Origin of the sequence: Rufibacter sp. DG15C (assembly GCF_001577755.1) — a bacterium.
Classification (GTDB): Bacteria; Bacteroidota; Bacteroidia; order Cytophagales; family Hymenobacteraceae; genus Nibribacter.
The window spans coordinates 1715938-1730223 of record NZ_CP010776.1 but is presented as its reverse complement, the minus strand read 5'-3'; the positions used below and the strand labels follow the sequence as shown (position 1 = coordinate 1730223).

Genomic DNA, 14286 nt, shown 5'->3' with positions numbered 1-14286 from the left:
CGAATCTATTTTATCGTGAAACCGCCTGAATGGTTGCGTTCCTTTATGATTTAACCCATATTTTTTCAAAAATTATATTTCAGCTTGGAATCCTTTAACGCCTTGCTGGCCGGCAAAAATACACGTCATCGTTTTTAAGCTACTTTCCGTAAAATAGGGCAAAAACAATATATACCTATTTAACAGTATGCTGCAAGACACCCCTACTTCGCCCTCAGACAAAGCCTCTGTCTCTTTTGTACACAAGTTGTTGCTCACCGCCTTGGTGGTCATTCTGCTGGTGGTTTTACATACCGTCATGAAGATAGCATTCCATGTGCTGCTGGTGTTTTTTGCGGCGGTCCTGTTTGGCATTTTGCTGCACGGCTTAAGCAGTTGGCTCCACCGGAAAACCAGAATGCACTACCACTGGGCGCTGGGTTTAGTTTGTTTGCTGATAGTGGGACTGGCGGCTGGCGCGTTCATGGCACTAGGGCCTAGCCTTGCCGAACAGGGGCAAGAATTGAGAGAGAAGCTGCCAGACGTTTTGCAGAAACTAGAAGCCAAGGTAAAAACCCTGCCCATGGGCGACCAGATCATCAGGCAGCTGCCCACGCAGGAAGAGTTGATGAACAGCAAAGGCGCCTCGTTTAAAAATGCCATCGCCTTGTTCTCTTCTTCCTTGGGTGCGCTGGCTAACGTCTTGATTGTGCTGGTGATTGGTATTTACCTGGCGTCCTCACCGCAGGAGTCAGCGAGTGGTATTGTACGGCTGGTTCCCAAAGCCCACAGGCCGCGGGCGCGTGAGGTGGTGCACGTATTGCGGTTCACGCTCTGGGGCTGGCTCAAAGGCACCTTGCTGGCCATGCTGGTGATTGGTACCCTTACTTCTATTGGCTTGATGATCATTGGCGTACCGCTGGCCTTGTTGTTGGGCGTGTTTGCCGGATTGCTGGAGTTTGTGCCCAACATTGGTCCGTTCATAGCCAGCGCGCCCGCCATTTTGCTAGCCTTGGTAGAAGACCCTAACAAAGCCCTGACGGTGGTGATTTTCTTCATCGCCATTCAAAGCCTGGAAGGTTACGTGCTCACACCGCTGGTCCAGAAACACATCATTGACCTGCCGCCGGTGCTCACCATCATGGGCCAGGTCTTGATGGGCATTATTGCCGGGCCGTGGGGTCTGCTCCTGGCTGTGCCCATGGTGGCGGTCATCATGGTGCTGGTGAAAATGCTCTACATAGAAGACGTGCTGGAGGATAGAAGCATTGAGGTGAAGGGTGAAGAAGACGCTATTGCCCAGGAAGAACACCGGCCCACGCCTCCAGAGGAACAAGAGTAAATCGTTTTTGGCCTGTTTTTCAGAAAAAAAGCCTAAACTTAGGTTACCAAATTTCAGCATACACACCAACTATGACCTCAAAGAAAACCTTCGCCTTGTGTCTGGCCTTGCTGCCCCTGGGCAGTGCCTTCGCGCAGAAGCACATTGTCCAGAAAGACGTAGAGCGCATCATCAAGACCCTGGCCCATGATGACATGATGGGCCGCAAGACCTTTACGCCCGGCATAGAAAAAGCCGCTGATTTTATCTCTGCTGAATTCAAGAGCATTGGCCTCACTCCTCTGGCCGGTGACACGGACTACAAGCAGGAGTTTAAGATGTACACGCTCACTTCTGAGAAAGCAGACATTGAGATTGACGGCACCCAGGTAAAGCCAGAGGCCTTCTTTTACAGCACCACGCACCAGAAGATTGAGTGGGAAGACAAAGCCCCCCAGCCCATTGTGATTGGCGAGGCCGATGATTTTAGAGCCGCCATTAACAAGGCGCGCCGTTCTACCAAAGACGCCATGATTCTGGTACACCCTAAGCACCAGGAGATGTTCAACCGCTACGCCGGTTTCTTTAAGCAAGCGTCGCCGGTGGCAGAGCTAGGAAAAGGCCCTACCTTGATTTTCGTGCTTACAGACAAGGCCCAGATTTCTTCTTTTGACATTGAAATCAAGAACAAGGTCAATGAGATGTCACTGGCCAACGTGGCCGGCATGATCCCTGGCAAGCGCGCCAACGAGTACGTGGTCTTCTCTGGCCATTATGACCATATTGGCATTAGCAAACCCGTAGCCGGGGACTCTATTGCCAACGGCGCCGATGACGACGCTTCTGGCACCACCGCCGTGATTACCCTGGCCAAGCACTTCAAGAAACAAGGCAAGCCTGAGCGCACCCTTATTTTTGTGGCCTTCACCGCCGAGGAGATTGGCGGCTTCGGGTCGCAGCACTTCTCCAAGCAGTTGAACCCAGACGAGATTGTGGCCATGTTCAACATTGAGATGATCGGCAAAGGCTCCAAGTTTGGCCCTAACACCGCCTACATCACGGGCTTTGACAAATCAGACTTCGGGACGTTGTTGCAGCAGGCCGTGAAAGGCACCGCCTACAGCTTCCACCCAGACCCGTATCCAAAGGAGAATCTGTTCTACCGCTCAGACAATGCCACCCTGGCCCGCCTTGGCGTACCGGCCCACACCATCTCCTCCGTGCAGATTGACCAGGATAAGCTCTACCACTCTGTGGATGACGAGGTAGAAAGCCTGGACCTGGCCCACATGACCAATATGATCAAAGCCGTGGCCTTAGGTGCGAAGGACTTTGTAGCCGGCAAGAAAACGCCTAAGCGCGTTGACAAGGCTCAGGTGCAGTAGTCTTTAAGATGCTAGACGTTAGAATTTAGATTTTAGACACAGGACATAAGTCACAAGATTCAAGATTTTTAGAGCTTCCGTTTTTGGCCTGTTTTTGAGAAAGTAGGCCAAAAACGGAAGCTCTTCTTTTATATGCATCTGTGGTAGAGGAAAGCACTCCTAGAATCTGCGTACGCTGCAAGTTCTTCTGGTGTTAGCCTTTTGCCTTTCCTCTTTTCTTATCTCCTCTTTTGTCATCCTGAAAGGACCTTGTGAACAAACTAGCTAAGCGATGGAGTAAACGCTATTACAGCTTGCCCACAAGTTCCTTTCAGGATGACAATTGTTGTTATTGTTGTTGTTGTTGTTGTTGTTGTTGTTGTTGTGCTAGTTTCCGTTACTCGCTGTATTCCTTCCCACCTAACAGGTCCTTTTTGCCATTACATAAAAAACCTCACAAGCGTTAAACAGCTGTGAGGTTTCTATAGTGGATTTCGTTTTTGGCTTGTTTTACTGAAATCAGGCTAAAAACGGGACACGGGGAAAGTACTCTGCAACTTTCTAATTTTCTATTTCTTCTACTTCCCAACCGTGGTTGGCGTCTTTGGTTAAGTAGACCTGTACATTTACATCACGCTCCTTCCCCTTCACGTGTATTTGTAACTGGCCTTCTCCATAGCCATTTTTTATACTAATATTACCACTGGGCATCCAACCATAGCCTATAATTCCGCCCGTCTCTTTTTGCAATTCTTTGTCCTGCTCTATGCCATCAATGGCTGTTTTGTAAGCATCAGAGCTTTTTATGGCCACGCCCACAAACATTAAAATGAAGAAGCAAAAGGCAAAGCATGCTCCAATCAAAGGCAACATTCGTTTCCACTGGGCAGGCTTTTCTGGGTCAATAAGGACAACTGAATTGGTCACTCTATCTCCTATCCTCCTTTTTCCTTGACTGGCCAATAATACCAGAGCCTCAATGGGCCAAATAATCAGAAACAAGTTTCTAACAAACAAACTACCTAGAGATGGAACCTCTGTGGTATCATGGTTTTTCCTGATCATTAATCCCATGCTCCATTTACCAAGGCTTCTTCCTTTTATAGAATCCTTCAGAAAATAGAGTATAAAACCAGGCACAAGAACTAAACTCAAGAGTGTAGAAATATCTGGGCGCTCATTCAAAAAATCTGGACCAATACCTAAAAAGGTTAATGCCACCAAAAGGGAAGTAATGACAAAATGATCTATTAGAAAAGCGATTATTCTCCTGGCTCTAGGAGCCAGCTTTACGGGCTGGCCTTTCATTTCTGCTGTTTGAGTTATCATTATTTTACTCTAAAAATTACTCCGCAACGTCAACACGAAATTCCTACCGGGAGAACTTACACCAGAAGCATAGACGCGGTAGAACTGGTCCAGAATATTCTCCAGCGCAGCCTGAACCTGTAGCTTAGGATGAAACTGGTACGAGGTGCGCAGGTTCAAGGTGTACCATGCCGGAACGCCCTGCGGAGTAGCATACTGCAAGTTGTCTTCGCCTACGGGGTTGTAGTCTTCCAGGCGTTTCCAGCCGTTGTACTGCACAAAAAATTCAGACCTGAACTTAGGCAGAGTCAAATACAAACTAGTCTTCCCGAACACCGGCGCAATGTGGTCCAGCGGAATCTCGCTAGCCTCGGCTTGGATGCGGCCGTAGGTGTAGGTAAGCGTGGAAGCCAGTCTGAAGGCCTGCGTCACGTCGGCTGAGAGGCTTCCTGAGAACCCGTAGATGTAGGCTTTGTTGGCGTTCACATTGGCGGTTACGCGACTCACTTGGCCGTTGTACTCAATCTCGGGCTGACCATTGTACAGGAAGGGTTGCGTGGTGATGGCGTCACGGTACCAGGTATAGAAACCGGTTCCCTCCAGATGTATGTTCTGCTGGATGGTCTTGCCAAGGGTGAGCTCTGTGTTGTAAGTGTATTCTGGTTTCAAGTCAGCGTTAGGGACTACTACTTGCCCAGCCACTGATTCAAACACCTTGGCTAAGTCATCCACGTTAGGCGCTCTAAAACCAGAGGAGACCACGGCCGCCAGTCGCCAGTCATGCCCCGGCTGAAACACCAGTCCCAGGTTACCATTCAGGGCGGTGTTCTTCTGGCTCACCTCGTCAAACGGGAAATTGAAGAACCGCTTATCGGTGAAATCGGCGTTCAGTTCTACGCGGCTAATACGAATGCCGTCAGACAGAATCCAGCGCGGGCTGATTTCCCAGGTGTGGGTAAAGTAGGCGGCGGCAGAGCGCATGTCAGAACCACCGCTCGGGTAGCGGGTGTCCAGGGCAGAGCGTTCGCCAGTGTCTATGTGTTCGCCGTACGCGCGGGATTGCACGTCATTGTAGGTACCCTCCAGACCGTAGCGCAACTCATGCTCGCCCAGCAAACGGCTGGCGTCTACGTTCAGGGTAAAGATGTCCACGTGCTCTTTGCGGTGCTGCAGCAAAGTCTTCCCGAAGCTGCGGTTGTTCCGGCTCTCAGCAATGCTTTGGTAGGCCAGCGTGGTGCGCAGGTTCTCCAGCCAGCCTGTTCCTTTGGTGGCAACCGTGTACGCGGCCATGAGGCGCTCCTGCGGACCGTAGTACCACTGGGCACTTTTCACAATGCCTTTACCGTCCACCTCGGTTAAGCGGTCATACCTGGGAATATTGGATGAGGTGGAATATTGAAGGTTCAAGACATGTGACGTACTAGGGCTGGCTTGGAACAGCACTTTCTGCAAGACGTCATACTGCTGGTAGCCGCTCTGCTTCTGCACATTGATGTTGTCATTGGGCACCATCACATCTTTTCCATCGACGCGTTCGGCATAGAATGGTCTAAGTCCCCAGTTCCCGTAGAACGGATTTCGCTTCGCGCCCTGGCGCAGGTCGTCAAAGTCTGAAATGGTAAGGCTGGTCAAACTTCCCCAGCGCTGCCCACCGAAGGCCACGTCTACGTGCGCGGTTTTCTCTTGATTGGCGGTGGAATAGCGGGTATAGGCATTGCCGGTGAACCTGGTCTGCCCAACGCTGTCAGATAAGACCGGGTTCTTGGTATAGAAATGCACCACTCCGCCCAAGGCATCTGAGCCGTACACCACCGAGCCCGGCCCGAACACCACTTCTACTTTCTCCAGGGCGGCATTGTCTACGGTAATCACGTTCTGCAGGTGGCCGCCGCGGTAAATGGCGTTGTTCAGGCGCACCCCGTCCATCACCATCAAGACCTTGTTGGCCTCAAAGCCACGCAGAATGGGGCTGCCGCCGCCGGCCTGGCTTTTCTGCACCAACACCTGGCCGCTTTGCTGCAACACGTCTGCCGTGGTCTGGTTGTTCTGGAAGGCTAGCTCGCGGGATTTCAACACCTGAATCTGCTGGGGCACATCGGCGCGCTTCTCTTCAAACTTGCTGGCAGACACCACCACCTCATTGAGAGAATAGCTTCTCTCTGAAAGCAAGACGCGGTACTGCATGGTCTTTAACTGACTCACCGCCAAAGTGCGCGGCTGGTAATCTGAGCGCTCAAACCGAAGGCTGTCTGATGGCCGGAACTCGTCTAGCCTGAACCGTCCTCTGCTGTCGGTTTGCACGGTGCCGCCGCCCGTGGTGGGCACCACGCTCACTCCTACCAGCGGGGTTAGATTACTTTTATCCTGCACTACGGCGGTCTGCGCCTGCACTGCCACCGGTAGCGCGAACACCACCAGCAGCTGAACTATTTTTTTCATGAAACTTGAAGAGGAAAACTGATTTAAAAACTGTCATGACACTTGCCCGTGCCATCTCTCAAATGTAAGTATTAGAGCGGCATTTCCATCTTGATGTCGGCGCGTTTGTAGTCTTGGCTGTCAATGGGCACTTCCACGAAACCCAACCGATGGTACAGGTGAATAGCGGTCTCCAGTTTGCGGTTAGAGACCAGCATCAAGGTTTTACCGCCCAGTTCTCTGGCTTTCATAATGGCGGCTTCGCCTAGCTTGCGGCCAATCTTGAGGCCCTGCGCCTTGTCCGTGACGGCCATCTTGGCCAGCTCAAAGGTGTCGTTCTCCATTTTGATGAGCGCGCAGGTGCCCACAATCTCGCCGTTGTATTCGGCCATGAGAATGTGCCCGCCTTTCTGGATGATGTAGCTGTCTGGATTGCCCAGGGATTTGTGGTCTAGTTCTTCCATCTCAAAGTAGCGCTCAATCCAGGCTTGGTTCAGGTCTTTGAAATGGGTGGCGTGCGCGGGGGTATAGTCTATGATGTGGACGGTATCTTGTGCCGGGGCGCTGGTCATGCTGTGTTTCGTTTAAGATTATTTACAAAGATAAGCAATGCCCACATGCCGTTTTTGCCCTCATTTCCGGAAAATAAGCCAAAAACGGCAGCCCTTCCCAGAACTTGGATTGGCAACTGCCTGTTGAAGACAAAGCCTACTTTTTGCAGAGAGAACCTGTATCTTTAGGAATCCATGTTTGTATGATGAAGAACAGCCCCCTTTTATATCTTCTGGTGTTTCTGATGGCCTGCGCCACCGCCAAAACACCGCCGTCAGAAACTACGTCTGCGCCTTCGCCCTTGATGCCGCACATTGAGGCCGTGCGCCAGCAGTTTGCGCCCGACAAACGCACCGTTCTGTTTCAAGTGAGCCCCAACGGCCAAGTACTGCGCGGCGAGACCAACACGCCCGCCGCCAAAGCCGCCCTGCTGGCCCGCCTGACCTCGGCGGGTATTCCGTTCCAAGACAGCATTCAGGTATTGCCCGAGGCTAGTCTCCAGGGAAAGCATTTTGCCGTGGTTACGCTGTCAGTGGCCAACCTGAGAAGTGAACCCAAACACCCCGCCGAACTGGCCACGCAGGCCACCATGGGCACGCCCCTGAACGTCTACAAATACAAAGACGGTTGGTACCTGGTGCAGACCCCAGACAAATACCTGTCTTGGGTAGACGCGGCCGGCATCAAGCTCTTGGACGCCGCCGGCTTTGCAAGCTGGCAGCAGAAAGAGAAACTGCTCTACACGCAATTGTTTGGCTTTGCCCAGGCCTCGGCGCAGCCGCAGAGCGCCACGGTTTCTGACTTGGTGTACGGCGATGTGTTAGCTCTGAAAAATAAGACCAAAGACTTTTACGAAGTAGAATTCCCCGATGGCCGCACCGGTTTTGTGCCGGTGGCAGATGCGGTCTTGTATAAGGATTGGGTGGCTTCGCGGCAGCCTTCTGAGGAAAATCTGGTAGCCTCTGCCAAGCGGTTGATGGGCTTGCCGTATCTGTGGGGAGGCACCTCTTTGAAAGGCGTGGATTGCAGCGGCTTCACCAAGACGGTCTATTTCATGAACGGCCTGGTTTTGCCACGTGACGCCTCACAGCAGGTACATGTGGGGGAACTGCTGGACACCCAAAACGGCTTCCAGAACCTGCGCCCCGGCGATTTACTGTTCTTCGGGGTGCCGGCCAAGGATGGGAAGGCTGAGCGCGTGGTGCACGTGGGCATGTGGATTGGCAACCATGAGTTCATCCACTCGGCGGGCCGCGTGCGCATTAGTAGCATGGACCCCAAAGCCGCCAACTTTGACGCTTATGAACTGAACCGTTTCCTGCGTGCCAAACGCATTCCGGCCCAGGCCGCGCTCCAAGACCTGCGCACCTCGGCTTTGTATGAAGCGCCTGCCGTGAAGTAAAGAGAACTCCTTGAGCATAACACACAAAAGCCGTTTTTGGCCTGATTCCCAGGAATCAGGCCAAAAACGGCTTTTTAGTTTTCAGCGGAACGCGGTCTAGTATTTCTCGTGCACTTCGGTCATGATGCGCACCATCTCATTCCTGATTTCTATGGAGGTGGCGCTGTAGTTGTTGTTCATGAAACTGAAGAGCAACAGCTTGCCGCTTTTGGTTTTGATGTAACCGCTCTGGTTGTGCACATGGGACAGCGTCCCGGACTTCCCGAAGACGAAGGGCACCGCCGCCTGGTAAATGGATTTGAAGGTGCCGGGCTGTCCGCCAGTGGCCATAAGTGTCAGCAAGCGCTCTGTGGGTCTTTCCTGCTGTAACTTCTTCAAGAGCGCAATGATGCTGCGCGGTGTAAACATATTCTTCACCGACAAGCCCGAGCCGTCCACCCAGATAGGCGCGTCGGGCAAATCAGCCAAATAGGTTTTGGTGGCATGCTGGATGCCCCGCTCCACCGAAAGCGTATCTGACAGCGTGCCGGAGCAAAGGGCCATCAACTGCTCTGCAAACAAGTTGTCACTCACTTGCATCATGCGCTTGAGCACGGTGTCAGCTGGCAATCCATAAAACGTCTGCCCGCCCTTCGGCAAGGCCCGTTGTTTCAACAGCGTCACCGACCGCTTCAAGGTGTCCGCCAACAGTTTCACGGTCATGTCTGGCGAGGGAATGAACGGCACTTCCACCGAGAAACTGGCAGGCGCGTGCCGAGGGAAATACTGGAAATCATTGCTTCGCCAGGCCCTCACAAACTCATCTTTATTTACGTTGCGGGCCGTGTCTGTTTTTGTGGAGGCCTTGAAGCGCTTGGGCGTCACCGAGTAAGAAGCTACGCCTGCCTTCTTCACGAACTTGACCACGTTCCCATGGATGGGAAAAACGCTTCTTTCGGGTTGGTAGTAGTAGTTGTAGTCGTCCCAAGACCAGTTGGGCGCGAAGGGCTCGCTCTCAAACGGTGCCTCCAGGTAATACAGTTTCTCTTTGCGGTTCTTCAGGAAATCATAGGCCAGGGAGTTCTTCACATCCATGTGCGTGAAGGTAGGGTCACCAGTTCCCCAGAAGATAAGCGAATCACCGCGCACTACATACTTCAAGGCCGGAATAGAATCCCCCAGCATTTTAAGGCTGGCGTAGAACGTGAACAGCTTAGTATTGGAGGCAGGCACAAAGTACTTGTCAGCGTTGTGCTCTACCACCATCTGCTTGAGCTCGGGATCATACAAGGCAAAGCCCACAAACCGGTTCTTCAAAGCTTCAGAAGCTAAGACCTGCCGTTTGATTTCAGCGGGTCCGTAGGGAGGCGGTGTGGGCACAGCCGGGGTCACTGCGGCGGGAGCGCTCTCTATGGCAGAGGCAGGCTTGCTAGTGGAGCAGCCCATCACCGCCCAGAGGCTTAGCACCGGCAACAGTTTATTAAATGCTTTGGGGAAGTATAAAGACATGGTTCTTGAATTTGCCAAGGTAAGTACCTTAAAAATTCTGGATGGGTAAAGCACCGCGGTAAAAAAATCGTTTTTAGGCTGAAATCTGGAAACCAGGCCAAAAACGAATGGCAAGAAAATACCCGGTAAAAACTGGGTGCTACGGGCAAACTGCTTATTTTCAGGTTCGCAAATTTTGTAGAGCTTATGACGTTCCGTTCGCGCCGCGAGGTGTTGGCTTCCCTTTCCCTGGCAGCCGCCTCTTTTCCCCTGCTGGGTTTTTCTTCTTCTGATTCTAAGACGGTTGATAAGAGCCCCAAGACCATTTTGCCCCCGCGCCTGAAACCCAATGATACCGTGGGCCTGATTTGTCCGGCGGGCGCGGCATTCAGCAAGGAAAAGGTGCAGATTACGGTAGAGTCTCTGGAGGCCTTGGGCCTGAAGGTAAAGCTGGGCAAGCATGTCTTTGACCGGTTCGGGTACTTGGCCGGCACCGATCAGGCCCGCGCCGAGGACGTGAACGCCATGTTCGCGGACAAAAGCGTGCAGGGCATCTTGGCCATTCATGGCGGTTGGGGCTGCGCACGCCTGTTGCCTCTGTTGGACTACAAGACCATTCAGCGTAACCCGAAGGCCTTTATTGGCTATTCAGACATTACCTCGCTGCTGCTGGCCATCACTGCCAAGACCGGCCTAGTGACCTTCCACGGCCCAGTGGGTTCTGCCACCTGGAACAAGTTCTCCGTGGATTCCTTCAAGCAAGTGCTGTTTGACGGCGCGCCGGCCCTGTTTGAGAACCCCAAGGAACTAGGCGACAACCTGGCCTTGACCAAAGACCGCATCACCACCATCACCCCGGGCACGACCAAAGGCAGATTGGTGGGCGGTAACCTGACCGTGCTTACCTCCATTATTGGCTCTGAGTACCTACCCAACTGGAAGGACGCCATCCTGTTTCTGGAAGATACCAATGAGAATGTGTACCGGGTAGACCGCATGCTCACGCAGTTAAAGCTGGCGGGCGTGCTACACCAGGTGAGCGGCGTGGTGTTTGGCAAGTGCAGCGACTGTGAGCCTGGCAACAATAGCTACGGCTCCCTTACCTTGGAGGAAGTTTTGGAACAGCACCTGCAACCTTTAAAAGTACCAGTTTACAGCGGAGCCATGATTGGCCACATCACCCACAAATTTACCATACCCGTGGGCGCCGAGGCAGAAATTAACGCCACCAATGGCACTATTCAACTGCTAAACGGCGTTGTGGTGTAACTTGCAGGCCACTGTTTTATCCTTTTATGAGAAAAACAGGTTATCTTGCAGGTTAATCACCGCTCACACACCCTACAATTGCTTCGTCTTGAAAAAGTATAGTTTACGCCCCCTGTTTCTGTTTCTGTTTTTCTTACTGGCTACTGGCTCTCTAGAGGCCCAGACCCGCAAAAAAGCCCCGGCTAAAAAGGCACCTGCCAAGAAAACAGCTACTGCCAAATCTGCCACTCCCAAAAAACCAGCCGTTCCGGCGTTCAACCCGAAGACCGACCCTCCCTTTCTGGGCGGCAACAACCGCTGGGTGGACTCGGTGTTCAAGACCCTGAGCCCTGAGGAACGGATTGCGCAATTGATCATGATTCCGGTGTACTCTAACAAGAACCAGGCACACGTGGACTCTATCTCCAGGCTCATCAACACTTATAAAGTGGGTGGCTTGATTTTCTTTCAGGGCGGACCGGTGCGGCAGGCGCACATGACCAACCGCTACCAGAAGGAAAGTAAGGTGCCTTTGATGGTGTCTATTGACGGCGAGTGGGGCTTGGGGATGCGTTTGGACAGTACCATCAAGTTCCCGTACCAGATGGCTTTGGGCGGCATTGAGAATGAGAAACTTATTTATGACATGGGCGCCGAAATTGCGCGTCAGTGCCGTAGGCTGGGCATTCACGTGAACTTTGCGCCGGTGATTGACGTGAATAACAACGCTAACAACCCAGTGATTGGCTTCCGGTCGTTTGGCGAGGATAAACACAACGTGACCCGCAAGGCATTGGCCTACGTGAAGGGCATGCAAGACAACCAGGTGCTGGCCAACGCCAAGCACTTCCCCGGCCACGGCGACACCAACGTGGACTCGCATTATGGCCTGCCGGTGCTTCATTTCTCCAAGCAACGCTTAGATTCAGTGGAGTTGTACCCGTTCAGAGAACTGATGAAAAACGGCTTGGGCAGCTTGATGGTCGCGCACATGAACATCCCCGTGCTGGACAACACCAAAGACCTAGCCTCTACCCTTTCTAAGCCCATTGTGTGGGGATTGCTCAAGCAAGAGATGGGTTACAAAGGACTGGTCTTCACAGATGCCATGAACATGCAGGCTGTTGCCAAGTATTACGCGCCGGGCGTGGTAGACGTGAAAGCCCTGTTGGCCGGCAATGACATGCTCCTCAATACCATGGATGTAAAAAACACCATTGAAGAGGTGAAGAAAGCCATCGTCAACAAAGAAATCACGCAGGCTGAGATTGACCTGCGTTGCAAGAAAGTGCTGGCTGCCAAACAGTGGTTGGGCTTAGACAACATCAAACCCATTGAGACCAAGAACCTCATTGCGGACCTGAACAACCCGTACGCCAACTACCTCAACAACCAGCTGACCGAGGCCTCGCTGACCCTGCTCAGAAACAAGAACAAAATCTTGCCTTTGCAGGGCTTGGACACCTTGAAGATTGCCACGCTGGCCGTGGGCACCACCCAGGAAACCGACTTCCAGAAAGGCCTGGCGCGCTATACCAAAGTAGACAACTTCTACCTGCCCTCCACTAGCTCCATTGCAGACCTACTGAAGCTGAAAGACCAACTAAAGGACTATAACCTGGTGATTGCCGGTGTGCACAAACTGCAATTGAAAGCCGGAAGCAGCAATTTTGGCATCACCGCCGAGATGAACCTCTTCCTGAAAGACCTCATCCGAAGCAAGCGCACCATTGTGGGCGTATTCGGTAACGTGTACAGCTTGGCCAAGTTTGAGGATATTGAACGCGCCGACGCCGTGGTGGCCGGTTACCAGGAGAATGACATCACCCAAGACCTAGCCGCGCAGCTGATTTTTGGCGGCATTGGCGCCAAAGGCAAATTGCCGGTGACACTTTCCAGCGCCTTTAAAGTAGGTGACGGCCTTAAGACTGAAACTGGCTTTAGACTGGCTTATACCTACCCAGAGGCCGTGGGCCTCAAGAGCCAGGATTTGGCCGGCATTGACTCTTTAATGGCGCAGGCAATAAGAGAGAAAGCCACACCCGGTGGACAGGTTTTGGTCGCAAAAAACGGAAAGGTGATTTATAACAAATCCTTCGGGTACCATACCTATGAGAACAAGACGCCGGTGCAGAATACAGACTTGTATGACTTGGCTTCGGTGACTAAGATTACCACCTCTCTGGCGGCCTACATGCGCTTGCACGGCCAGGGACGCTTTGACGTGGACAAGACCCTGGGCGAGTATCTGCCGCTCATGAAGGAGTCTAACAAAGACAACCTGCGCTTTAGGGATGTCTTGACGCACCAAGCCCGCCTCAAATCCTGGATTCCGTTCTGGAAGGATGCCGTCAAGCACAACGGTGAACTGAAGAGCCATGTCTTTAAACCAGACTCATCAGAGAAGTACCCGTACCGCGTGGCCCAGAACCTGTTCATTAGAAAAGATTACGCTGAGGAGAAGATTTACGAGGAGATAAAAGACTCGCCGCTCAACGAGAAGCTGGGTTACGTGTACAGTGACCTGTCCTTCATTCTGGCGCCGCTGGTAGTCCAGAAGATTACCGGCCAGGACTTTGAGACCTATTTGAAAGACAGCATTTACCGTCCGCTGGGCGCCAATACATTGACGTTCAATCCTTACAAATTGTACCCGTTGTCGCGCATTGTGCCCACGGAGTATGACTCCCTGTTCAGGAAGCAGTTGTTGCATGGCACCGTCCATGACGAGGGCGCCGCTATGCTAGGTGGTGTCAGTGGACACGCCGGCTTGTTCGGGAATGCCAACGACGTAGCCAAGGTGATGCAACTGTATTTGAACGACGGTATTTATGCCGGCAAGCGTTTGATTGCGAACCACGTGGTGAGCACCTTCAGCAAATGTCAGTTCTGCCCGGACAATTACCGCGCCCTGGGCTTCGACCGTCCTTCCAAGCCTGGCACCCCTAACGGGAACGCCGCGCCAAGCGCGCCTATTGAAAGCTTCGGGCACACGGGCTTTACGGGCATTTACACCTGGGTAGACCCAGTGAACAGACTAGTGTATGTGTTCACCTCTAACCGCGTGTACCCTACCCGTGAGAACAGCAAACTGAGCCAACTCAACACCCGCACCAACATCATGCAGGTGGTCTATGACGCCATGGAAAAAGCGAAGAAGAAAGACACGCCGGGCAAGTAGACGCTAGATAGTAGACGTTAGATTATAGACATTCAAAAAGGCCACG

At 52.5% G+C, this 14286-nt stretch carries 9 protein-coding genes; 5 read left to right on the top strand and 4 right to left on the bottom strand.

What is annotated here, in order from left to right; genetic code table 11:
* Window positions 1-187: 187 nt before the first annotated feature.
* Together TH61_RS07375 and TH61_RS07370 are read left to right on the top strand one after the other, a co-directional pair.
* The gene (locus tag TH61_RS07375; RefSeq protein WP_066507891.1) at window positions 188-1321 is read left to right on the top strand and encodes an AI-2E family transporter; all 1134 of its coding nucleotides are present in this window, start codon (window positions 188-190) and stop codon (window positions 1319-1321) included.
* 71 nt (window positions 1322-1392) lie between these two features.
* The gene (locus TH61_RS07370; RefSeq protein ID WP_066507889.1) at window positions 1393-2685 is read left to right on the top strand and encodes a M20/M25/M40 family metallo-hydrolase; all 1293 of its coding nucleotides are present in this window, start codon (window positions 1393-1395) and stop codon (window positions 2683-2685) included.
* Window positions 2686-3225: 540 nt separating this feature from the next.
* Here TH61_RS07370 and TH61_RS07365 read toward each other — a convergent pair.
* From TH61_RS07365 to TH61_RS07355, 3 genes are all read right to left on the bottom strand, one after another.
* Window positions 3226-3993 (bottom strand): RDD family protein, encoded by a 768-nt coding sequence (locus TH61_RS07365; RefSeq protein WP_066507885.1) that lies wholly within the window; start codon window positions 3991-3993, stop codon window positions 3226-3228.
* Between the two features lie 9 nt (window positions 3994-4002).
* Window positions 4003-6411: a TonB-dependent receptor domain-containing protein gene (locus tag TH61_RS07360; RefSeq protein WP_066507884.1), complete on the bottom strand. Its 2409-nt coding sequence runs from the start codon at window positions 6409-6411 to the stop codon at window positions 4003-4005.
* Between the two features lie 71 nt (window positions 6412-6482).
* Window positions 6483-6962 (bottom strand): GNAT family N-acetyltransferase, encoded by a 480-nt coding sequence (locus tag TH61_RS07355; protein WP_066507879.1) that lies wholly within the window; start codon window positions 6960-6962, stop codon window positions 6483-6485.
* Window positions 6963-7144: 182 nt separating this feature from the next.
* Here TH61_RS07355 and TH61_RS07350 point away from each other — a divergent pair, with 182 nt between their 5' ends.
* Window positions 7145-8344, top strand: coding sequence for a C40 family peptidase (locus TH61_RS07350; RefSeq protein ID WP_066512619.1), 1200 nt, complete (start codon window positions 7145-7147; stop codon window positions 8342-8344).
* Between the two features lie 96 nt (window positions 8345-8440).
* Here TH61_RS07350 and TH61_RS07345 read toward each other — a convergent pair whose 3' ends face one another.
* Window positions 8441-9832: a D-alanyl-D-alanine carboxypeptidase/D-alanyl-D-alanine-endopeptidase gene (locus TH61_RS07345; protein ID WP_082780328.1), complete on the bottom strand. Its 1392-nt coding sequence runs from the start codon at window positions 9830-9832 to the stop codon at window positions 8441-8443.
* A 186-nt stretch (window positions 9833-10018) separates the two neighbouring features.
* On the opposite strand from TH61_RS07345, the gene TH61_RS07340 reads away from it, so the two are divergent.
* Both TH61_RS07340 and TH61_RS07335 read left to right on the top strand, forming a co-directional pair.
* Window positions 10019-11080 carry an LD-carboxypeptidase gene (locus TH61_RS07340; protein WP_066507877.1) on the top strand — a complete coding sequence of 354 codons (1062 nt, stop codon included), beginning with the start codon at window positions 10019-10021 and terminating at the stop codon, window positions 11078-11080.
* Between the two features lie 88 nt (window positions 11081-11168).
* On the top strand, window positions 11169-14240 hold the full coding sequence (locus TH61_RS07335; RefSeq protein ID WP_066507875.1) for a glycoside hydrolase family 3 N-terminal domain-containing protein: 3072 nt from the start codon (window positions 11169-11171) through the stop codon (window positions 14238-14240).
* Window positions 14241-14286 lie beyond the last annotated feature (46 nt).

Coding starts and splice junctions, on each gene's coding strand:
- TH61_RS07375 (WP_066507891.1), top strand. CDS start 188: ATGCTGCAAGACACCCCTACTTCGCCCTCAGACAAAGCCTCTGTCTCT.
- TH61_RS07370 (WP_066507889.1), top strand. CDS start 1,393: ATGACCTCAAAGAAAACCTTCGCCTTGTGTCTGGCCTTGCTGCCCCTG.
- TH61_RS07365 (WP_066507885.1), bottom strand. CDS start 3,993: ATGATAACTCAAACAGCAGAAATGAAAGGCCAGCCCGTAAAGCTGGCT.
- TH61_RS07360 (WP_066507884.1), bottom strand. CDS start 6,411: ATGAAAAAAATAGTTCAGCTGCTGGTGGTGTTCGCGCTACCGGTGGCA.
- TH61_RS07355 (WP_066507879.1), bottom strand. CDS start 6,962: ATGACCAGCGCCCCGGCACAAGATACCGTCCACATCATAGACTATACC.
- TH61_RS07350 (WP_066512619.1), top strand. CDS start 7,145: ATGATGAAGAACAGCCCCCTTTTATATCTTCTGGTGTTTCTGATGGCC.
- TH61_RS07345 (WP_082780328.1), bottom strand. CDS start 9,832: ATGTCTTTATACTTCCCCAAAGCATTTAATAAACTGTTGCCGGTGCTA.
- TH61_RS07340 (WP_066507877.1), top strand. CDS start 10,019: ATGACGTTCCGTTCGCGCCGCGAGGTGTTGGCTTCCCTTTCCCTGGCA.